The sequence below is a fragment of the Humidesulfovibrio sp. genome (assembly GCF_031082295.1).
Classification (GTDB): domain Bacteria; phylum Desulfobacterota; class Desulfovibrionia; order Desulfovibrionales; family Desulfovibrionaceae; genus Humidesulfovibrio.
In genome coordinates this window covers 1-20912 of sequence record NZ_JAVHLD010000025.1, presented here as the reverse complement: position 1 = coordinate 20912, position 20912 = coordinate 1, and the positions used below count along the sequence as shown (strand labels likewise).

The 20912-nt window shown below is 68.3% G+C and carries 17 protein-coding genes; 16 read left to right on the top strand and 1 reads right to left on the bottom strand.

All coding sequences use genetic code 11. The features are described 5' to 3' along the window. The first annotated feature begins 99 nt into the window (after positions 1-99). The 16 genes from RDU24_RS12120 (at position 100) to rnr (ending at position 19852) form a co-directional block, all read left to right on the top strand. Positions 100-2466: a xanthine dehydrogenase family protein molybdopterin-binding subunit gene (locus tag RDU24_RS12120; protein WP_308736029.1), complete on the top strand. Its 2367-nt coding sequence runs from the start codon at positions 100-102 to the stop codon at positions 2464-2466. Beyond that, complete coding sequence (locus RDU24_RS12115; RefSeq protein ID WP_308736028.1) at positions 2463-2933, top strand: (2Fe-2S)-binding protein; 471 nt, start codon at positions 2463-2465, stop codon at positions 2931-2933. The genes RDU24_RS12120 and RDU24_RS12115 overlap by 4 nt, the downstream gene beginning before the upstream one ends. Beyond that, entirely contained in the window at positions 2930-3769 is an 840-nt protein-coding gene (locus tag RDU24_RS12110; RefSeq protein ID WP_308736027.1) for an FAD binding domain-containing protein, read from the top strand. Before RDU24_RS12115 ends, RDU24_RS12110 begins: the two co-directional genes overlap by 4 nt. A gap of 760 nt (positions 3770-4529) precedes the next feature. Then, positions 4530-6134: an ATP-binding protein gene (locus tag RDU24_RS12105; protein WP_308736026.1), complete on the top strand. Its 1605-nt coding sequence runs from the start codon at positions 4530-4532 to the stop codon at positions 6132-6134. After that, a complete protein-coding gene (locus RDU24_RS12100) occupies positions 6131-6826 on the top strand; it encodes a response regulator (protein ID WP_308736025.1) in 696 nt (231 codons plus the stop codon). The genes RDU24_RS12105 and RDU24_RS12100 overlap by 4 nt, the downstream gene beginning before the upstream one ends. 408 nt (positions 6827-7234) lie before the next feature. Further along, entirely contained in the window at positions 7235-8653 is a 1419-nt protein-coding gene (locus RDU24_RS12095; protein WP_308736024.1) for an ammonium transporter, read from the top strand. Positions 8654-8692: 39 nt separating this feature from the next. After that, complete coding sequence (locus tag RDU24_RS12090) at positions 8693-9025, top strand: P-II family nitrogen regulator (protein ID WP_308736023.1); 333 nt, start codon at positions 8693-8695, stop codon at positions 9023-9025. A gap of 358 nt (positions 9026-9383) precedes the next feature. Beyond that, positions 9384-10391: an ABC transporter substrate-binding protein gene (locus RDU24_RS12085; protein WP_308736022.1), complete on the top strand. Its 1008-nt coding sequence runs from the start codon at positions 9384-9386 to the stop codon at positions 10389-10391. Next, positions 10388-12457, top strand: coding sequence for a SpoIIE family protein phosphatase (locus tag RDU24_RS12080; protein WP_308736021.1), 2070 nt, complete (start codon positions 10388-10390; stop codon positions 12455-12457). Before RDU24_RS12085 ends, RDU24_RS12080 begins: the two co-directional genes overlap by 4 nt. A gap of 35 nt (positions 12458-12492) precedes the next feature. Next, the gene (locus RDU24_RS12075; RefSeq protein WP_308736020.1) at positions 12493-12825 is read left to right on the top strand and encodes an STAS domain-containing protein; all 333 of its coding nucleotides are present in this window, start codon (positions 12493-12495) and stop codon (positions 12823-12825) included. 6 nt (positions 12826-12831) lie between these two features. Next, positions 12832-13347 (top strand): ATP-binding protein, encoded by a 516-nt coding sequence (locus RDU24_RS12070; protein WP_308736019.1) that lies wholly within the window; start codon positions 12832-12834, stop codon positions 13345-13347. Between the two features lie 263 nt (positions 13348-13610). Further along, positions 13611-14018 (top strand): universal stress protein, encoded by a 408-nt coding sequence (locus RDU24_RS12065; protein WP_308736018.1) that lies wholly within the window; start codon positions 13611-13613, stop codon positions 14016-14018. 100 nt (positions 14019-14118) lie between these two features. Further along, positions 14119-15237 (top strand): tRNA(5-methylaminomethyl-2-thiouridylate) methyltransferase, encoded by a 1119-nt coding sequence (locus RDU24_RS12060; protein ID WP_308736017.1) that lies wholly within the window; start codon positions 14119-14121, stop codon positions 15235-15237. A 179-nt stretch (positions 15238-15416) separates the two neighbouring features. Beyond that, complete coding sequence (locus tag RDU24_RS12055; protein WP_308736016.1) at positions 15417-16130, top strand: Bax inhibitor-1/YccA family protein; 714 nt, start codon at positions 15417-15419, stop codon at positions 16128-16130. Positions 16131-16188: 58 nt separating this feature from the next. Further along, positions 16189-17301: a tetraacyldisaccharide 4'-kinase gene (lpxK, locus tag RDU24_RS12050; protein ID WP_308736015.1), complete on the top strand. Its 1113-nt coding sequence runs from the start codon at positions 16189-16191 to the stop codon at positions 17299-17301. A 97-nt stretch (positions 17302-17398) separates the two neighbouring features. After that, positions 17399-19852, top strand: coding sequence for a ribonuclease R (gene rnr, locus RDU24_RS12045; RefSeq protein ID WP_308736014.1), 2454 nt, complete (start codon positions 17399-17401; stop codon positions 19850-19852). Positions 19853-20431: 579 nt separating this feature from the next. Here rnr and RDU24_RS12040 read toward each other — a convergent pair. Further along, positions 20432-20912 (bottom strand): RHS repeat-associated core domain-containing protein (locus RDU24_RS12040; RefSeq protein ID WP_308736013.1); only part of this gene is annotated, 481 nt, incomplete at its 5' end.

The following is a 20912-nucleotide window of genomic DNA, read 5'->3' as shown; positions in this document are numbered from 1 at the left end:
CCGCCTGCCCGGCGCAAGGCGCCCGCCCGCGGCGATATTTGCTGGATTTCCCATGCGAGGCTAGGTATCAGGAGTCTAGCCCAAGTGGCAAGGAGCCCCATGTCCCCGAAGTCGCGTGTTTCCGCCGCCCAACGCCCCTGCCCGCAACCTTCCGTCCGCGCCGACGCCTTGTCCAAGGCCACGGGCGCGGAGCGCTACGCGCTTGACCTCGCGCCTGCGGACTGCCTTTTCGCCGGGGCGTTCCGCCCGGGCGCCCCTTCTGGGTCGTCGCCCGGCATCGCCCACGGCCGCGTGCGCGGCCTCGACACCGCTGCGGCCCTGGCCGAGCCCGGGGTGCTGCGCGTGCTCACCGCCGCCGACGTGCCGGGCACGAACCTCCAGGGCATCGTGCACAAGGACCAGCCCGTGCTCTGCGGCGAGGTCATCCGCCACGCGGGCGATCCCGTTGCCCTGGTGCTTGCGGTTTCCGCCGAGGCCTTGCGCCGGGGCCTGGCCGCCTTGCGGGCCGACATCGAGCCGCTCCCCGGCGTGTTCGACCCCGCTGCCGCGCTGAAAAAGGGCGCGCCCCTCGTGCACGCGCAGGGGCACGCCGCGCCAAAGGGCGGCAACCTGCTGCTGCGCGCCGTCATCGAGAAGGGCGACGCCAGGAAGGCCCTGCGGGACGCGCCCGTGGTGGTGCGCGGCGAATTCTCCACGCCTGCGCAGGAGCACGCCTTCCTCGAGACCCAGTGCGGCTTCGCGCAGGTCTTGCCCGACGGCGTGCTGGACATGACCGTGAGCACGCAGGCCCCCTTCCGCGACCGTTTCGAGATCGGCCACGCCCTGGGCCTCGACCCGTTCCGCATCCGCGTGCGCGCGCCCTATCTGGGCGGCGGCTTCGGCGGCAAGGACGGCGCCACCGTGCAGTGCCTGCTGGCACTGGCCGCGCTCAAGGCCGAGGGGAGGCCGGTGCGCATGGCCTGGGACCGCGAGGAGAGCATCCTGGCCGGCTACAAGCGCCACGCCGTGCGCCTGCGCTGCGAGCTGGGCGCGGACAGCGACGGCACGCTCCTGGCCTATTCCTGCCGCGCCCTGTACGACACCGGGGCCTACGCGCACCTGGGCGGGGAGGTCATGGAGCTGGGCATGGAGCACGCCGCCGGACCCTACCGTGTGCCGCACACGTTCGTCGAGGGCCGCTGCGTCTACACCAACAATCCCGTCGCCGGGGCCTTCCGGGGCTTCGGCGTGGCCCAGATGAGCCCGGCCTTCGAGGGCCTCATGGACGCCCTGGCCGCCAGGCTTGGCATGGATCCGCAGGCCCTGCGCCGCAAGAACGCGCTACGCACCGGCGACACCAACTCTTCCGGCGTCACCCTCACCAGCTCGGCGCACCTGGCCGAGTGCCTGGACGCCCTGGAGGCGCACCCCCTCTGGGCCGGGCGCGAGGCCTGGCGCGAGGCTGCGCCCCCCTTCATCCGCAGGGGCGTGGGCGTGGCGGCGGTGTTCAACGGCATGGGCTACGGCCGGGGCCTGCCGGACATGGCCATCGCCAAGCTGGAGCTCACCGGGGAGGGCGACTTCCTCGTCTACAGCGCCGTGGCCGACATGGGCCAGGGAAACGCCGCCGCCTTCGCCACCCTGGCCGCGCAGGAGCTGAACCAGCAGCCCGGCGCCGTGCGCCTCCTCCAGCCGGACACGGAGCGTTGTCACCCGTCGGGTTCGTCCAGCGCGGGGCGCACCACCTACACCTTCGGCAACGCGCTATTGAAGGCCTGCGCCGCCATGCGCGACAAGCTGCTCTCCCGCGCGGCCCTGTTCCTGCTGGCGGACGACATCGCCGCCCTGGAGCTCGTGCCCGGCGCGGTGCGCCACAAGGCCACGGACCGCATGCTGCCGCTGGCCGTGCTGGGGCGGGCGCTGGAGCGCGACGACCGCGTCTGCGTGGCCGAGTTCCTCATGCCCGTGGCCCAGGACCCGCCAGACACCGGGCGCGGCTTCGTCATCGGCTTCCCGCACCTGTTCTTCGCCTATGCCGCGCACCTGGCGCGCATCGAGGTGGACGAGCTCACGGGCCGCGTGCGCGTGTGCGACTACGTCTGCGCCACGGACGGCGGGCGCGTGCTCGACCGCTCCTGCTTCGACCAGCAGGCCCAGGGCGGCGCGGCCCAGGGCATCGGCTTCGCCCTTACCGAGGACTTTTCGACCCGCCAGGGGCTCATCCTCACCGGCGACCTGTCCACCTGCCTCATGCCCACGGCGCTGGACCTGCCCGACATCCTGTCCCTGGCCGTGGAGGGCGACGAACCCACAGGCCCGCGCGGCCTCAAGGGAGTGGGCGAGGTGGGGCTGAACGGTCCGGCCCCGGCCCTGGCCTCGGCCCTGGAAGACGCCACCGGCGTGCGGCTGCGCGACTTTCCCCTTGCCCCCGAGCGCGTGCTGGCGGCGCTCAAACAACGCCAGGGGCGCGCCCGGAGGAAGGCATGAAGCTTGCGTTTACCCTGAACGGCGCCCTGGTGCGCGTTGACGCGGACCCGGACCAGCGGGCCGTGGACCTGCTGCGCGAACTGAACGCGCTGGACGTCAAGGAGGGCTGCGGCACCGGCGAGTGCGGGGCCTGCTCGATCCTGGTGGACGGCGTGCACAAGCTCTCCTGCCTGCTGCTGGCGGCCCAGTTGCACGGCCGGGAGCTGACCACCGCCGCGGGCCTGGGCTCGGTGAAGAATCCGCACCCCATCCAGAAGGCTTTTGCCGAGCACGGGGCGGTGCAGTGCGGCTTCTGCACGCCGGGCATGACCATCGCCGCCAGCGCGCTCCTGGCCGCCAACCCCGACCCCACCCGCGACGAGGTGCGCCAGGGCCTCTCCGGCAACCTCTGCCGCTGCACCGGCTACGTCAAGATCGTGGACGCCGTGCGCGCCGCGGCCCGAAAGGGCGACGGGGGCGAGGCATGAACGTGCTGTTTCCGCGCAACATGCCGCAACTGGTGAAGGCGCTGGGCGAGCCCGGCGCGCGCATCCTGGCGGGCGGCACCGACCTGCTGGTGCGCCTGCGCGCCCAGCCGGACGCGAAGCTGGCGACGCTTGTCAGCCTGGACAGGGTGGCCGCCCTGCGCGGGGTGGCCCTGGAAAAACCCGGCACGGTTTTACGCATCGGCGCGGCAAGCACCCACGCGGAGCTGCTGGCGCACCCGCTCGTCCGCGCGCGGCTGCCCATGCTGGCGCAAGCCCTGGCGACCCTCGGCTCGCCGCCCATCCGCAACATGGGCACGCTGGGCGGGAACATCTGCACGGCCTCTCCGGCCGGGGACACCCTGCCGCCGCTGCTGGTCCTCGGCGCGGAGCTGGAGCTGGCCTCGGCGTCGGGCACGCGCAGCCTGCCCCTGGCCGACTTCCTGCTCGGCCCTGGCCGCACCGCGCTCCAGCCCGGCGAGGCGCTCACCGCCGTGCGGGTGCCCCTGCCCGAGCCGTCCGCCCGGCAGCACTTCGAGAAGGTCGGCCGCCGCGACGCCCTGGCCGTGGCCGTGGTCAGCCTGGCCGCGCTGGTGCGCACCGGCGGCAAGGGCGCCATCACCAGCGCCAGCCTGGCCTGGGGGGCCGTGGCGCCGGGCATCTGGCGCTGCCCGGAGGCCGAAGCCGCCCTCGTCGGGCGCAAGCTGACCCTTTCCGCGCTGAACAGCGCCGCGCGCATCGCCAGCAGCCGCGTCCAGCCCATCAGCGACGTCCGCGCCAGCGCCGACTACCGCCGGTCCGTCACCGGCAACCTGCTTCTGCGCCTCGCAGCGCTTTAGCGCCACCTCCGCCCGGTGTCGGCGGCACCTTGAACAAAGAAGAGCCCTCGCCGGGGCATCAGTGTCGGCGAGGGCTCCATCCCACAGGAATCTGGCGAGCGGGGCTCTACTACCGCGCGTCAAATGCCTGAGGGAGATTTGTCGGCGTCAGCGTCAGCGCCCATCCCGAAGTTGCCGTTCGGCGGGGCGGCCAGGGCAGGGGGGGGCTGGTGCGTGCGAAGCACGGCCAGCGGCCTCTTGTCCCAGGCCTGCCACGTGTCCGCCATCGCGGTCTCGTGACATTGTCTCTCGTCCTTCCTGCATGGCGCGACCTTAGGCCAGTGCGTTTCGTGCAATAAGGCAAATGTCGGGCCATTTTCGCAACACGCTGATAATAATAAATAATAACATGTCTGGCGCTCTCCAGTGAGGAAGGCGTGCCCAGGAATGTAAAAATTTGGTAAAAATTGAATCAGTTGCAGAAGTTGTGCGTGTTAAGGATTGTATCAGCAATACAACATGTTATGCGAATGCAGCTTGTGTTGCATTATGGTCGGTGGGTATGGCTTGTAAGGATGGCGTAAGGTCGACTTCCGTCGTCGCCGCTAGCCAACAGCCCATGTTTCAAGTACTTTTGTTGACAGCCAGAGGGGCATTGTTTGCCAGCCTGGGTAAGTGTTTCGCAATTTTGCTCATTTTTGCCGCCAGGTGCGGCGGGGATGCCTTTTTTGTTATTTTGCGCGGGGCCGCGGACTCGCCGAGGGGCACGACGGGGCAGACTATGATCGCGACTGGCTTCGAAGCCGTGGCTCCTGAAATGAGCCGAGTGAGGGCGTTGCTGCTGCGCTACGGCACCAACGTGCTCATTGTGGCGGCCTGCACGCTCGTTTGTCTCGCCGTTTTCCCCCACCTCGATCTCGTCAGCTTCACCATGGTGTACGTCCTCGGCACCGTCAGCATCGCCAGCGTCTGCAGCCTGCCGTCGGCCCTGCTCGCCTGCTTCCTCAGCGTCCTGGCCTACAACTATTTCTTCGTTCCGCCGCGTTTCGGCATCGGCATGGTTGAGGGCGAGGACTTGTTCACCATGGCGATGATGTTCGTGGTCGTCATCGTCGTCAGCCGCCTGACCGAGCATTTCCGCACGCAGGCCAGGAACGCGAGCGCCCGCGAGGCTCAGACCCGGCTCATGATGGAACTCACCCGGGAGCTGGCCAGCGCGCGTGGCACGGACACCCTCCTCGACATCGCCACGAAGCAGATCGAGCGGCTATTCGGCTTTTCCGCCGCGGCCTACCTGCTGGACGACGCGGGGCTGGTGCTGAGCCGCGCGGGGGCCGCAGAGGACTTCCGCAACCTGCCCGACGCCGAGGCGGCCGCCCGGTGGGTTCTTTCGAACAATCAACCCGCCGGGCTGGGGACGGGGCACATGCGCCAGAACGCGGCGCTCTACCTCCCGATGTCCGGCGTTGGCGGAACGCTGGGAGTGCTTTGCGTGCGCCCGCCAAGGGACGCCACGGGATTCCCTCCCGAGCAGCTGCACGTCATTGAGACCCTGGCGCGGCAGGTGGGCCTGATGCTCGAAGTGGAGCGCCTTGAGGCCGACCGGATGCGCGCCCGGATGGAGATCGAGGCGGAGCGGCTGAAGACCTCCCTGCTGTCCTCGGTGACGCACGACCTCCAGACCCCGCTGGCCGTCATCATCGGCTCCGCGGAAAGCCTGATGGCCGTGGGCGAGGAACTGACGCCGGAGGAGCGCCGCGAACTGTCTGAGAACATCCATGACAGGGCGGCGCGGCTCTCCAGGCTGCTGGGCAACCTCCTGCGGATGACCAGGCTGCAGTCCGGCACGCTCAAGCCGGACTTCCAGCTCCAGCCCCTGGACGAGCCCCTGGGCGCGGCGCTCTCGCTCATCGGCAAGGAGCTTGCGGCCAGGCGGGTGGAGGTGGACATTCCGCCAGACCTGCCGCTCCTTATGATGGACGGGGTGCTCATGGAGCAGCTGTTCCTGAACCTGCTTGAGAACACCCTGAAGCACACGCCCCCGGACTCGCCGGTGCGAATTGCCGCCAAGCGTGTCGGCCCCGAGGTCGAGGTCGAGGTGGCGGACAGGGGGCCAGGCCTGGACGAGGCGGAGCTGGAGAAGGTGTTCAGCCTGTTCTACCAGGGGAGTCCGTCCGCTTTGCAGGCGGGCGGCCGGGCGGGCGAGCGCAAGGGGTATGGCCTCGGGCTGGCCATCTGCCGCGCCATCGCCCAGGTGCACGGGGGGACCGTCCGGGCGGAGCACCGCGCAGGGGGCGGGCTGGTCATGCGCGTCACGCTGCCCGCGCCCGCTGATGCTCTCTGCCTGCCGACGGATGGCGCGAGCTGCGCCGAGGGGGTCTTGTGAGCGCTACTGAGTCGCTGGTGCTGGTCATCGAGGACGAAAAGCCCATCCGGTGCTTTTTGCGCGCCTATCTGGAACGGCGGGACTTTCAGCTCATCGAGGCCGAGGACGGCGAGGAAGGGCTGGCGCTTGCGGCGGAGCATCGTCCCGCGCTCGTGCTTCTGGACCTCGGCCTGCCCGGCCTGGACGGGGTGGAGGTGATCCGGCGGCTGCGCGGCTGGTCCGCAACGCCGATCATCGTCATCTCGGCCCGGGGCAAGGAGCAGGACAAGGTGGACGCGCTGGACGCCGGCGCGGACGACTATCTCACCAAGCCCTTCGGCGTGGCCGAGCTGGCCGCGCGGATGCGTGTCTGCCTGCGCCATTCCGCCACGCGGTCGAAGGATGACCAGCAGGGCGTGTACCGGTCGGAGGAGCTTTTTGTGGACTTGGCGAAACGCCAGGTGCGCCTCAACGATCGGGAGGTCCGCCTCACGAAGATCGAGTTCAAGCTGCTGTCCTATCTCATGCAAAACGTCGGCAAGGTGGTGACCCACCGCCAGATTTTGAAGGCTGTCTGGGACAGCGACCGTGCGGACCAGCTCCACTATTCCCGCATCTACGTCCGGCAACTGCGTAGCAAGATCGAGCCGGATGCCGCGGCCCCGCGCCATCTGCTGACGGAAACCGGCGTGGGCTACCGCCTGGTGGGCTAGGGCCGCACCGGCCCGCCGCACCTCCGCGCCAGCCCGCCGCCGCATCGCCCCAAGACCCCGGGGCCGGTTCGGCTCCTGCCGGGGGCTGCGGCCATTATTCCCCTTACCCATCCTTTGCAGTGGGCGTCCGCGCCTTGTGCGACCAACCACGCCATCCGCCCCGCAATACGCCGCACGAACGACCTAAGGGACAGCCAGCCGGGTAATTCTCCAAGGATGGTATTTCCATTCCGTATCTAACGACACGATTGTCACTATTTTTACATTTTTTTACATTTCTTTACATTCGCTATTTCCGCAGAATCGGCAAATAATACAAAATCCTCTTTTAATTCAAGCTTGTACAGTGTTGGCCCGTGGCTTGCTTAGGGCGAGTAATCTTTCATACTTTTTCCAAGGAGGATTTGTATGTCGTTCGTAAAGTCGTCCAATGTAACATGGCTCAAGGGAGCCCTCAGGGTGGCGGCCCTGCTCGGTTTCGCCCTGGTGCCCTCGCTGGCCCTGGCTCAGGATCAGCCTGATGCCGCGGCCACCGTGACCAACGCCGCCGAGAAGGCCGTGGAGTATCTCTCCCAGTCAAACGCCAACATCATGTGGACGCTCATCGCCTCCATCCTGGTGATGTTCATGCAGGCGGGCTTCGCCATGGTTGAAGCAGGCCTTACCCGCGCCAAGAACAGCGGCAACATTCTTATGAAGAACATGTTCGACTTCGCCGCTGGCGGTCCGGTGTTCTTCCTCGTCGGCTTCGCGCTGATGATGGGCACCGACCAGGGCGGGCTCTTCGGCTGGTCGAACTTCGGCCTTTCCGATTTTTCGCCGCTGAATGACGAAGGCACCTGGGGCTTCACCTACTGGTTCTTCCAGTGCGTGTTCGCCGCCACGGCCACGACCATCGTGTCCGGCGCCATCGCCGAGCGCACCAAGTTCGTCGGCTACCTCGTCATCTCCGTGGTCATCACCGGCCTCATCTACCCCATCTCCGGCCACTGGATCTGGGGCGGCGGCTGGCTGGCCAAGCTCTCGACCCCGATGATCGACTTCGCCGGTTCCACGGTCGTCCACTCCGTCGGCGGCTGGATCGCCCTGGCTGGCGCCATCCTCATGGGGCCCCGCATCGGCAAGTACTCGGCTGACGGCACTTCCCGCGCCATCCCCGGCCACAACATGCCCCTGGTGGCCCTGGGCGTCTTCATCCTGTGGTTCGGCTGGTTCGGCTTCAACCCGGGCAGCACCACCGCCGCCCAGGCCAACATCGCCCTCATCGCCGTGACCACAAACATGGCCGGCTGCACCGGCGGCGTCGCGGCCATGATCATCTCCTGGATCCGTTACGGCAAGCCGGACGTCTCCATGAGCCTGAACGGCGTGCTCGCAGGCCTGGTGGCCATCACCGCCGGCTGCGCCAACGTCAGCCCGGCCAGCGCCATGATCATCGGCCTCATCGCCGGCGTGGTCGTGGTCTACTCCGTCGACTTCCTCGACAAGGTGCTCAAGATCGACGACCCGGTGGGCGCCATCTCCGTTCACGGCGTCTGCGGCGCGCTGGGCACCATCTGCGTCGGCCTGTTCGCCAGCCCCGACTACGGCGGCACCGGCGCGGTGGCCGGCCTGTTCAACGGCGGCGGCACCGCCCTGCTGATGACGCAGCTCATCGGCGTGGGCAGCGTGTTCGTGTGGGCGTTCGGCACCGGACTGGTTCTCTTCTTCCTCCTCAAGGTGACCATCGGCATCCGCGTGCCCGCCGAGGAAGAGGTCAAGGGTCTGGACATTACGGAACACGGCCAGGAAGCTTACAGCGGCTTCCAGATCTTCACCAACGAATAGTGTTTGGCCTGAAGAGCGCAATACGAGGAGGAAACAAGAATGAAGCTGATCATTGCCTACATCCGGCCTGATCGACTGAACGCGGTCAAGCAGGAACTGTACTCCAGGGAAATATACTCCCTCTCCGTGACCAACGTGTTGGGCGCGGGCCGCCAGAAGGGATTCACCGAGACCTACCGCGGCGTCGTCATGGAAGTGAACCTTCTCAAGAAGGTGCGTCTGGAGATCGGAGTCAACGACGACTTCCTGAACAAGGCCATCGAGGCGATCAACAAGGGCGGCCAGACCGGAAGCGAGGGCGACGGCGTGATCTTCGTGGTGGAGCTGGCGCAGGCCATGCGCATCCGCACCGGCGAACAGGGAATCCTCTAGGCCAAGGTCCAATGCAACCAAGGGGCGGCTCCGGCCGCCCTTTTTTTTGCCTGCGGATCGGGAATCCGGCCCACGGGCGGCGCTCGGAGGAGTGGGCGGCCCAAGCGGAGCGCCTCCAGGCGGTGGCAAGCTGCGGACCATTTCGGCCAGAAATAACAATATTGTAGATTTGTGACGAGGCAGCGGCTCTCGTGCGGCCGTGGAGAGACTTCCCATATCCGCCGCGCGTTTCGCAGGCGCATCCCGCAAGCCTGCCCGCATTCCCGAGGGGGTGCGCCCGCTGCGGCCTCGGCGGACAACCTGCTCGCCGCACGGCCTTCCGTCTGGACACTTCAAGCCCATCCGGCTAAGGGAAAGCATGGCGAAACATCTGTCCCGCGCGCTGCCCTTGGCGGCGCTCCTGTTTTTCTCTCTCTGCGCGGCGAGCCCGGCTCTCGCCGGGGAGGCGAAGCAGGCCGCGTTGGTCTTGCAATGGCAGCCCCAGGCCCAGTTCGCGGGGTTCTACGTGGCCATGGAGAAGGGCTTCTACCAGGAGGCCGGGGTGGACATGCGTGTCATTCCCGGCGGGCCTGACGTCGTCGCCTCCAAGCTCCTGGCCGAGGGTCGCGCCCAGTTCGCCACCATGTTCCTGTCCACCGGCATCGAGCGCCGCGCCGACGCAGGACGCAGCCCGGAGGGCCTGCCCGTGGTGCTGCTGGCCCAGCTGGTGCAGCGCTCGGCGCTCATGCTCATCACCCGCGCCGACTCCCCCATCAAGTCGCCCAAGGACCTGGACGGCAGGCGCGTGGGCCTGTGGGACAACGAGTTCCGCGTGCAGCCCCTGGCCCTGTTCAAGCGCCTGGGCATCCACCCGGTCATCGTGCCGCAGTCCAACACCCTGAACCTGTTCCTGCGCGGCGGGGTCGATGCGGCCTCGGCCATGTGGTACAACGAGTATCACAGCCTGCTGGCCTCGGGCCTGGACGAGGCCGACCTGCGCGTGTTCTTCTATCGCGACCTGGACCTGAACTACCCCGAGGACGGCCTGTACACCCTGGAGTCCACTTTTGAGCGCGACCCGGAGCTCTGCCGGGCCGTGACGAGCGCCAGCCTGCGCGGCTGGCGATACGCCTTCGAGCACCCGGACGAGGCGCTGGACATCGTGCAGGCCCGCATGCGCGAGGCGCACCTGCCCACCAGCCGGGCGCACCAGCGCTTCATGCTGGCCCGCATGCGGGACATCATGGACGCCAGCCCCACCGGCTTCGCCGCCTTCGGAACCCTGGACCCGGCGGACTACGCCCGCGTGGCCGACGCCCTGGCCACCCAGAAGCTCATCCCGGCGCGCCCGCCTCTCAGCGAATTCTTCCGGGGGCAGTTGCGATGAGCGGCAGCAACGGCGGCAACAACGGCGGCAGCAACGGCGGCACCGCCATCCGCGCCGGGCGGGGCATCGCCTTCCGGCTCTCGGCCCTGGTGCTCACCGCCGTGGGCGTCATCTTCGTGGCCATGAGCGTGGCGACGTACCACCTCGCCCGAGAGGCCCTGCTGAAGAACGCCGAGCAGAACGCCCGCACCCAGGCCCAGGCCCTGGTCCAGCGCATCGAGGCCCGGCTTGCGCCCATCAGCCGCGTGCCTCTGGCCCTGGGCTACGAGCTGTCCGACGGCCTGCTCGATGACGCGGGCATCCTGCGCCGCCAGCGCCAGATGCTCCTGGACAACCCCGAGATCTTCGGCACGGCCGCGGCCTTCGAGCCCTTCGGGCGTCATCCCGGCCAGGAATACTTCGCGCCGTACACCTTCCGCGCGCCGCTCGGCATCACGCACACGCAGCTGGGCAGCGCGGCCTATCGCTACCACGCCATGGACTGGTACCAGATCCCGCGCGAGCTGAAGGAGATCGTCTGGAGCGAGCCCTACTACGACGAGGGCGGCGGCAACACCCTCATGTCCACCTGCTCCGTGCCTTTCTACAAGGGCCAGGGCGAGGAGCGCCGCGTTGCCGGCGTGGTCACGGCGGATGTCTCCCTCGACTGGCTCAAGCGCCTGGTGGCCTCTGTTAACGTGCTCGACACCGGTTACGCCTGGCTCATCACCAGAAACGGCACCTACGTGACCCACCCGGCCCAGGGCGTGGCCTTCAACGAGAGCATCTTCAGCCGGGCCGAGGAGCACAACGACCCGGAACTCCGGCGCATCGGCCAGGACATGATCCGGGGCGGCTCCAAGCTGGTGGAGAGCACCAGCCTGCACACGGGCAAGCCGGGCTTTCTGGTCTATGCGCCCCTGCCGAGCATAGGCTGGTCGCTCGGGGTGTTCTCCCCGCGCGACGAGCTTCTGGCCGACGTGAACCGCCTGGCCCTGGTGAGCGCCGGACTGGGCGGCGGCGGGTTCCTCATCATTGCGTTGCTCACGGCGGCCATCGCCCGCGGCATCACCGGGCCGCTCCGGCGGCTGCGCGGCGCCGCGCGCGAGGTGGCGGGCGGGCATCTGGACGCGGCGCTGCCCGAGGTGACGAGCCGCGACGAGGTGCACGACCTGGCCATGGCCTTCGGCAACATGCAGCGCTCCCTGAAGGAGCACATCCGCGACCTCACGGCGGCCACGGCCACCCGCGAGCGCATCCAGAGCGAGCTGCGCATCGCCAGCGAGATCCAGCTGGGCATCCTGCCCAAGACCTTTCCGCCCCTGCCGGGCCACACCGAGTTCGACCTCTACGCCAGCCTGACCCCGGCCCGCGAGGTGGGCGGCGACTTCTACGACTTCTTCCCCTGCGGGCACGACGGCTTCTGCTTCCTGATCGGCGACGTGTCCGGCAAGGGGGTGCCCGCGGCCTTCTACATGGCGGTGTCGCGCACGCTGCTCAAGGCCGTGGCCGAGTCCGTGGCAGGCGCAGGCCGTCGGCGCGGGGCCGATCCCAACGGGGCGGCCGGGGCGCAGCGCCGCAGCCTGCCGGATCCGGGGCGCATTCTGGCCCGGGCCAACAACGGCCTGGCCGAGGACAACGAGTCGTGCATGTTCGTCACCGTGTTCTGCGCGGTGCTCGACTACACCACCGGCGAGGTGCACTACGCCAGCGCCGGTCACAACCCGCCGGTGCTGCTGCGCGCGGGCGCGGCGCCGGAATATCTGCCCACCCACGGCGACCCGGTGGCCGGGGCCATGCCGGGGGTGGAGTTCACCACCGACAGCCTGGTCCTGAACCCCGGCGACGCGCTGGTGCTCTACACCGACGGCGTCACCGAGGCCATGAACCCGGCCCTTGAGCTCTACGGCGAGGAGCGGCTGACGGCCCGGCTCGCGGCCTTCGAGGCCGGAGACGCCCGGACCATCTGCGAAGACTTGGCCAAGGACGTTCACGCCTTTGCCGACGGGGCGGAGCAGTCCGACGACATCACCATGCTGGTGCTGCGCTATAACGGCGGCGCGCCGGACAGCGCGGACAAGACCTGAAAAAGCGCGGGAGAAGTCCCGCAGGAGGAAATCATATGGAATGCACAGGCAGCAAGCAGGGCGCGTTCTACGTGCTTGAGGTCACCGGGCGCATGGACGCCCTCACTTCCCAGGGCTTCGAAACCGAGTGCCAGGGCCGCCTGGAGGCCGGGGACAAGCGCATCGTGGCCGACCTGAGCGGGCTTGAGTACATCAGCAGCGCGGGCCTGCGCAGCATCCTCTCGGCCGCCAAGAGGCTCAAGGCCGCCGGGGGCGATCTGGCTTTCTGCGGGCTCTCCGGCATCGTGTCCGAGGTCTTCACCGTGTCGGGCTTCGCCAAGCTTCTTCCCGTGTACGCCACCCGCGAAGAGGCCTTGGCCCGGAGCTAGAGGCCGATGCCCCCGGCAACGGAAGCTTTCGTCCCGCAGCTGGCCCCGCGCCTGCGCCTGCCCGCCCATGAGGAGAGCCTGCCCGCCTTCCGCGAGCTGGCCCTGGCCTGGGCAGGGCGCGCGGGGCTGGCGGACGAGTTCGTGCAGCGCCTGGACCTGGTGCTGGAGGAGACGCTCATGAACGTCTTCCACCACGCCTATCCGGGGGAGCTGGGCGAGGTGGAGCTGGCCCTGGTTCCCTCCGGGCAGGGCGGCCAGCCCCGCGACGGCGAGCCGCCGGGCAGCCTGAGCGTGAGCCTCACGGATTGGGGCGTGGCCTTCGATCCGTTGGCCCCGGAGGACCAGGCCCTGGAAGAAGGGCTGGAGGCCAACCTGGAGGCCGGGCTTGAGGCGCGCGCGCCCGGCGGCATGGGCCTGTTCCTGCTGCGTACGCTGGCCAGGGGCTCCTACGCCCGCGTCGGCGCGGCCAACGTGCTGACCCTGACCTTCGGGCCGGAGTCGGCTCCCGTTTCCGGCGCCTGATTTTTCCTGCCATTTCCGGCCAGATCCGGCTCCGGCAAAAGGGCGTCCTGAGTTGGGCCGGAGTAAGGCCAATGCGCGCAGCCGTCCTCGCGCCCCTTGACTTGTGAGTATTTTCACAATATATTTACAACTGGGATGGCCCCATTCCCCCCCCGTCCCCGGCGTTTCTGCTCCTGGCTTGCTTTGCTGGATCCATCCTCCTGGAATCGTGTGGTTTCACGAGGTGCGCATAGTCCGCAACGTCATCAGCAAGGGGGTACCGCATGAAGATTCTCGTCGCAGTCGATCCGTCCGATTCCGCTCACCTCGCCGTGACCAAGGGCGCTGAAATGGCGAAGAAGGAGGGCGCGCAGCTGACCCTGCTCGCCGTGGCCGAGACCTTCCTCGACATGGAGAACCTGTTTGGCAACGAGGCCGGAGAGCGCATGAAGGAACGCGCCGCCAAGGCCCTGGATGCCGCCAAGGCAATGGCGGCGGTGGCCAAGCCCAAGGCCGTGCTCAAGACCGGGGTCTCGCCCGAGGACATCATCGTTGAGCAGGCCGAGAAGGGCGGCTTCGACCTCGTGGTCATGGGCACGCGCAGCAAGAAGGGCAAGGGCGGCCTGCGCCTGGGCAGCGTGGCCAGCCGGGTGGTGGCCAACGCCCCGTGCTCCGTGCTGGTCGTCCGCTAGCCGCAGCTCCGCAGCAACCCCGGCCCCTGGCTTGCCCCCCAGCCGGGGGCCGGTTATCCGCCCCCTTGCCCTCCCGCTTGGCCTGACGTAGAAGCCCGCCATGCACGATTCAACCGCATCTGATCCGAAATACCACGCCCTGGCCCTGCTCTCCGGCGGGCTGGACAGCCTGCTCGCCATCAAGGTGCTGCAGGAGCAAGGCCTGCGGGTTCTCGGCCTGCACTTCGTCAGCCCCTTTTTCGGCAAGCCACACCTCATCAGCCACTGGCGCGAGGTCTACGGCATCGAGGCCGTCAACGTGGACATCCGCCGGGCCTACCTGGACATGCTGTCGCGCCCGGCCCACGGCTACGGCAAGCACCTGAACCCCTGCGTTGACTGCAAGATCCTCATGCTGACCCACGCCAAGACGCTGCTGCCCAAGTACGGCGCGAGCTTCCTGGTCAGCGGCGAGGTGCTGGGCCAGCGCCCCATGAGCCAGCGCGCAGACACGTTGAACCTCATCCGCAAGGACGCGGGCGTGAAGGACCTGCTGCTGCGCCCGCTCTCGGCCCAGAAGCTCGGCCCCACGCCCATGGAGGAGTCCGGGCTGGTGGACCGCTCGCGCCTGCCGGGCATCTGGGGCCGCGGCCGCAAGGACCAGCTGGCCCTGGCGGCGCACTTCGGCATCACCCTCATCCCCACGCCCGCCGGGGGCTGCAACCTGGCCGAGGCCGAACCCGCCGCCCGCTACCTGCCCATCATCTGCAACCTGGCCGAGGCGTCCTCCCGCGACTTCAGCCTCTCGCACCTGGGGCGGCAGTACTGGGCCGGGCCGTACTGGCTGTCCATCGGCCGCAACCAGCACGACAACGAGGCCCTGGAAAAGGCACGGCGCGAGACGGACATCCTCTTCCGCCTGCGCGACCTGCCCGGCCCCTGCGCCCTGGGCCGCCAGTACGAGCCCGCCGCCGGCGTTGCGCCCGGGATGACGCCGCAAGCCTGGCCGGACGACGTGCTGGCCGACGCCGCGTCCTTTGCCGCGTCCTACTCGCCCAAGGCCAGGACATTCTCCGAAGGGGGGGCCGAGGCCGGACGCCCGGTGGTGGTGCTGGTGCGCCGGGGCAAGCCAACCTCCGAGGTGGTGACCGAGGTCGTGGTGACCCCGGCCCGACAGACGCCGCTGGCCTGGACCGAGCCCAAGCACGAGGCCCTGGCGGCCTGGAAGCGCCGGTCCTGATCTCCCAGCCAGCCCGAGTTCACACGTCGGCCCGCCCGCTGGCCCGCCCACTGGCCCGTCGGCCCGCCTGAAACCCCGACCCCTTGCCAAAGTCCCCGGCAGGGCTTATCTTGCATGAATTGTGGCGGACTCTTCCGCCCCCAGAACACAGAACATATTCCTTTCAGGAGGAACGTTACATGGCAGGATATCCTTCCTACCCCGGAGCGCAAGCCAGCGTCTCCAAAGCCGAAACCATCAACGCGTTCATGCGCGGCGTGTATGGCTGGATGAGCACCGGCATGCTGATCACCGCCTGCGCCGCCTGGCTCACGGCCAACAGCCAGTTCGGCGTCACCCTGCTGCAGAGCCCCGGCCTGGTCATCGGCCTGGTTTTGGTGCAGTTCGGCCTGGTCATCGGCCTGTCCGCGGCCATCAACAAGCTCTCCGGCAGCGCGGCCTCGATGATGTTCCTGCTCTACAGCGCCCTGACCGGGCTGACGCTGTCGTCCATCTTCTTCGTGTACAGCGCGGCCAGCATCTTCCAGGCCTTCGTGGTCACCGCGGGCATGTTCGGCGCCATGAGCATCTACGGCATGGTCACCAAGCGCGACCTGACGAGCATGGGCAGCTTCATGTTCATGGGCCTCATCGGCATCGTGCTGGCCTCCCTGGTGAACATGTTCGTCCAGAGCTCGGCCTTGAGCTTCGGCATCTCCATCATCGGCGTGATCGTTTTCGTGGGCCTCACCGCCTATGACACCCAGAAGCTCAAGTACATGGGCGAGGCCATGCCCCTGGGCGACGGCACCGCCATCCGCCGGGGCACCATCCTGGGCGCGCTGACCCTGTACCTGGACTTCCTCAACCTGTTCCTGATGCTGCTGCGCCTCTTCGGTTCCAGCCGCGACTAGCCAAATCCCGCCGGGACCGCCTTGCGCACGCCGCGCGGGGCGGTCCCCGCACTCCTCCATGCCGAACATCCCCCAACTGCAACGCGCCTTACGGCCACTCCTGCTGCCCCTTGGCGTGCTCTATGCCCAGGTCATGCGCCTGCGGCGCTGGCTGTACGGGCGCGGCGCGCTCAGCTCCTGGCGGCCGCCCTGCGTCTGCGTCAGCGTGGGCAACATCGGTTGGGGCGGCTCCGGCAAGACCCCCCTCTGCGGCCACATCCTGCGCTGGGCGGGCAAGCATGAGGAGCATGGCGTGGTGCTCACCCGGGGCTACCGGGCCAAGCCAAAGCGCCTGCCGCTGCTCGTCACCCCCGGCGCGGACCCGGCTCAGGCCGGCGACGAACCCCTTCTGCTGGCCAAGACACACCGACTGGCGCGCGTCGTGGTGGACCCCAAGCGCAGACGCGGCGGGGCCTGGGCCTGCGAGCGCTTCGACCCGGATTTCGTGCTGCTGGACGACGGCTTCCAGCACCTCCCCGTGGCCCGCGACATCGACCTGGTGCTGCTGACCCCGTTCGACCTGCTGGAGGGCTGGGGGCGCGTCTGCCCGCTGGGAACCTGGCGGGAGGGCGCAAGCGCCCTGGACCGCGCCACGGCGTTCCTCATCAAGGTGGTGCCCGGCAAGCAGCCCGGCCTGGCCGAGGCCATCGAAACGCGCCTGAAGCCCAAGGGCAAGCCCGTCTTCACCTTCGCCCTCAAGCCCAAGGGGCTGGCGCGGCTGGACGGCTCCGCCCGCGCCCGCGACCTGGGGAGCGAGGGCTACGTCATCGCCACCGGCATCGCCGACCCGGCGCAGGTGGCGGCCACGGCGGCCATCCTGCTGGGCGCGGAGCCGAGGCAGGTCATGGCCTTCGCCGACCACCAGGCCTTCACCCAGGCCGACGTGGCCAAGATACGCGAGGCCGCCCAGGCCGAAAACGGCGCGCACGTTGTGGTCACCCCCAAGGACGCCGTGAAGCTGCGCCTGCTGGACGGCACCGGCGGCTTCTGGACCCTGCGCACGGAGGTGCGCTTCGGCCCCAAGTACAACTCCGACGCGGAGTTCGACGACTGGTTCGCCGCGCGCTTTGACGAGCTGTCCGAACCGCACCGCCAGGCCTACCGCGAGGCCATGCGGAAAAAGCTGGCCTAGAGCCGGCGCTCCCCGCCTCGCCATACCCCGCGCCGCCCCCCTTCCGACTCCGCACGGCGGCGCAACCATCCAATTTCCTTCAACATACGAGACGATAATGAAACTGAAAAAGAAGAAGAACCCAAGCAGGCCGCCCCTGCCCACGGACCATAAGACCCTCTTGAAGCTCATGCGCGAGGCCAAGCGCCCGCTGGCCCCCGACGACCTGCTGCCCGTGCTCGGGCTGCACCGCCGCAAGCGCGGCGAGGTGGACGACATGCTGAAGGACCTCGTGGTCGAGGGCAAGCTCATCCAGCTGGGCCGCGCCTACGCGCCCATCGAGCGGGTCAACCTCATCACCGGCAAGGTGCAGATCCAGCGCTCCGGCGTGGCCTTTCTCATCCCCGACGACCCCCGGCGCAAGGACGTGTTCCTCGGCCAGGACACCGCAGGGGCCTGGCACGGCGACCGCGTTGCCGTGGCCATCACCCGCGAGAGCAGCACCCGCAACCATGAGGGCCGCGTCGTGCGCATCGTGGAGCGCGGCCGCAGCGTCCTGCCGGTGCGCGTCATGCGCTCCGCCGGGCAGGACAGCCTGCTCTGCAAGCCCACGGACCCGCGCCTGGACTTCGCCATCCTGGCGGAAGGCGTGGACCCCGGCCTGGGGCTGCAAAAGGGCGACATCGCCCTGGCCGCGCCCGCGGAGCAGGTGGACGCCGCACTCTGGGCGGGCAAGATCCTCTCGCGCCTGGGGTCGGAGTCAGAGGCCCAGGTGCAGGAAGCCCTGGTCAAGGCCAACCACAACATCCCCTCCGGCTTCGCCGACGACGTGCTGGCCGAGGCCGCCGGCCTGCCCCTGGTCCCGGCGGAGTCCGACTACCTCGGGCCGAAAGCCCGTCGCGAGGACCTGCGCGGGCTGCCCTTCGTCACCATCGACGGCAAGACCGCGCGCGACTTCGACGACGCCATCTACGTCGAAAGGAAGGGCAAGGGCTACGTGCTCTGGGTGGCCATCGCCGACGTGGCCCACTACGTGCCGCTCGGCTCCGCGCTGGACCTGGAGGCCTACGAGCGCGGCAACTCCTACTATTTCCCGTCCTCGGTGGAGCCCATGTTTCCCCAGGCCCTGTCGAACGGCCTGTGCAGCCTGAACCCCGGCGTGCCGCGCCTGTCCATGGCCGTGCGCCTGGAGGTGAACGCCAGGGGCGAGCGGGGCGAAACCCGCGCCATGAACGCCGTCATCAGCAGCCACGCCCGGCTGACATACTCCCGCGCGCGTGACGTCTGCGTGGACAAGGTGCCCGAGGCGCGCGACGGCCTCCGCGCCGAGGTCGACGCCAAGATCCCTGGCGCGGGCGGCGCGGTGGTCGACATGCTCGACACCGCCGAGGAACTGGCCCGCAAGATGCGCAAGCTGCGCATCGCGCGCGGCAGCCTGGACTTCGACCTGCCCGAGGGCGAGGTCCAGTTCGACGAGAACGGCCAGCCCACGTCCGTCATCCCCAAGGTGCGCCACTTCGCCCACCAGCTCATCGAGGAGTTCATGATCGCCGCCAACGAGGCCGTGAGCGAGTTCCTCCAGGCCCACGCGCTGCCCTGCCTGTACCGCGTGCACGCCGCGCCCGACCGCGAAAAGCTGGAGACCCTCTACAACCTGCTGGCACGCCTGGACGGCGAGGCCGCGCCAAAACGCGCCCGCACCGACCGCTTCAGCGAGGAGGACTTCACCCCCGAGGCCCTGGGACGCCTGCTGGCCGCCGTCGCGGGGACGGAGCGCGAATTCCTGGTGCACCGCCTGGTGCTGCGCAGCATGAAGCAGGCGCGCTACCAGCCGGAAAACGAGGGCCACTACGGCCTGGCCAGCGAGTCCTACGCGCACTTCACCTCGCCCATCCGCCGCTACTCGGACCTCATCGTGCACCGGCTGCTCAAGCGCGCCCTGGGCGACAGCTCCCTGCCCGTGCCCGGCTTCAAGAAACTGGCCGAAATGGGCCAGCACCTCTCGGCCCGCGAACGCGTGAGCCAGGAAGCCGAGCGCGAATGCCAGAAGCGCTACGTCTGCCTCGTGCTGCGCGGACAGGAAGGACGCGAGTTCACCGGCGTCGTGGCCGGACTCATGGACTACGGGTTCTGGGTCGACCTGCCGGAAGTCATGGCCGAAGGCTTCATCCGCCTGTCCACCATGCTCGACGACTACTACGGCTACATCAAGGAGCGCGAAATGCTCGTGGGCAGCCGCACCGGGCGCGTCATCCGCGCCGGGCAGGCCGTGCGGGTCAAGCTCATCGGCGCGCACCTGGACCGCCTGGAGATCGACCTGGAACTGGCCCCGGACACCAAGACCAGCCCGAGGCAGGACGGCGACGTGTTCCCCGAGCTGCCCCGCGCAGTCTACCGCGAGCAGCGCGCCCAAAAGGACCGCGCCCGCGTCGACCAGGCCAGGCAGAAACGACAGGGCAAGGCCAAGTCACCCGGCGGCAAAAGCCCTGGCGGCAGAAACGCCTTTGGCCAAAAGGTCGGCGGCAAGAAATCGGAAGGCAAAAAAACCGGCGGCAAACGCGGCGGGAAGTAGAACGTAGCCAGGGGGCGGCGCCCCCTGGACCCGGTCAAGAGAATAAGCGCAACACCCAGTTGAGCGCCTCATAAACGCCGACGGGGCGAGGAGCACGCCAGCTCCCCGCCCCGTTGTTTCTTTCTCTACCCTCCACACATCCACCCGGTTCACCGGGTCATTGACACAATACCCGTACCAGTCGCTGTCGCCGCCTTTCTTCCCCAGCGGGTCGAGGGCCGTGAAGCGCCCGGTGTCGGCGTCAGGTGTGGGACAAAGCACTGGAGAGTTAGCGAGGTCGGGTCAGTTCACTTCCGCACGAATTGCATCGATGAGACTTCTTACGCAGATCGTAGCCGAAGACAAAGCAGGGCAAGGCAAAAATTGTCCCCGAGAGGACGAAGTCAAGCCAGCCGCCTCGCCAAAGGCTCCAGCCAAGAATGCCAGCCCCAATGATGAACAACGCTGTCCCATTTTCCTTCCAGCTTGGCCTGTGCTCTGCACTGCATTGCGGACACTGGCGAACTATGCTTGGCATGATCCACCTCAAGGGGGGCGTGGCGGTTCCACCACGCCCCCTGCTCTTCAATGGCGCGCGACCTACTTCCGACTGTACCAGTCTTGCAACGCCTTAGTTTGTTCCATCATGCTGTCGGAAATCTCCTTCGCCTTGTCGCTAATGCTATCCCCAAAGTATTGTGTGTAGATTTCTGTTCCAACTCCTTTCAGCAGTCCCACCGGGAGGCCAACCCCGGCACCGGCGATTGCGCCGGAAATGGCCCCGACCCCACCGGCGGCCACTCCGGCCCCTGCGCCTGTAATAGCACCGGTTGCCATTCCCTGAACGCCACTAGCAACAATGCGGCCACCAGCAGACTTGCTCCAATCCCACTCCCACTCCAACCCCCACACGTCCACCCGATTCACCGGGTCATCGACGCAGTAGCCGTACCAGTCGCTATCCCCGCCCTTTTTGCCCAGCGGATCCAGGGCCGTGAAGCGCCCGGTGTCGGCGTCGTAGTCTCTCCAGACAAACCGCGTCAGGCCGGTGTCGGCGTCGAACAGCCCGCCCGCAAAGCCG

Excerpts from the sequence above, each read along its gene's own strand:
- RDU24_RS12120 (WP_308736029.1), top strand. The coding sequence starts at position 100 with ATGTCCCCGAAGTCGCGTGTTTCCGCCGCCCAACGCCCCTGCCCGCAA.
- RDU24_RS12115 (WP_308736028.1), top strand. The coding sequence starts at position 2,463 with ATGAAGCTTGCGTTTACCCTGAACGGCGCCCTGGTGCGCGTTGACGCG.
- RDU24_RS12110 (WP_308736027.1), top strand. The coding sequence starts at position 2,930 with ATGAACGTGCTGTTTCCGCGCAACATGCCGCAACTGGTGAAGGCGCTG.
- RDU24_RS12105 (WP_308736026.1), top strand. The coding sequence starts at position 4,530 with ATGATCGCGACTGGCTTCGAAGCCGTGGCTCCTGAAATGAGCCGAGTG.
- RDU24_RS12095 (WP_308736024.1), top strand. The coding sequence starts at position 7,235 with ATGTCGTTCGTAAAGTCGTCCAATGTAACATGGCTCAAGGGAGCCCTC.
- RDU24_RS12090 (WP_308736023.1), top strand. The coding sequence starts at position 8,693 with ATGAAGCTGATCATTGCCTACATCCGGCCTGATCGACTGAACGCGGTC.
- RDU24_RS12085 (WP_308736022.1), top strand. The coding sequence starts at position 9,384 with ATGGCGAAACATCTGTCCCGCGCGCTGCCCTTGGCGGCGCTCCTGTTT.
- RDU24_RS12080 (WP_308736021.1), top strand. The coding sequence starts at position 10,388 with ATGAGCGGCAGCAACGGCGGCAACAACGGCGGCAGCAACGGCGGCACC.
- RDU24_RS12075 (WP_308736020.1), top strand. The coding sequence starts at position 12,493 with ATGGAATGCACAGGCAGCAAGCAGGGCGCGTTCTACGTGCTTGAGGTC.
- RDU24_RS12070 (WP_308736019.1), top strand. The coding sequence starts at position 12,832 with ATGCCCCCGGCAACGGAAGCTTTCGTCCCGCAGCTGGCCCCGCGCCTG.
- RDU24_RS12065 (WP_308736018.1), top strand. The coding sequence starts at position 13,611 with ATGAAGATTCTCGTCGCAGTCGATCCGTCCGATTCCGCTCACCTCGCC.
- RDU24_RS12060 (WP_308736017.1), top strand. The coding sequence starts at position 14,119 with ATGCACGATTCAACCGCATCTGATCCGAAATACCACGCCCTGGCCCTG.
- RDU24_RS12055 (WP_308736016.1), top strand. The coding sequence starts at position 15,417 with ATGGCAGGATATCCTTCCTACCCCGGAGCGCAAGCCAGCGTCTCCAAA.
- lpxK (WP_308736015.1), top strand. The coding sequence starts at position 16,189 with ATGCCGAACATCCCCCAACTGCAACGCGCCTTACGGCCACTCCTGCTG.
- rnr (WP_308736014.1), top strand. The coding sequence starts at position 17,399 with ATGAAACTGAAAAAGAAGAAGAACCCAAGCAGGCCGCCCCTGCCCACG.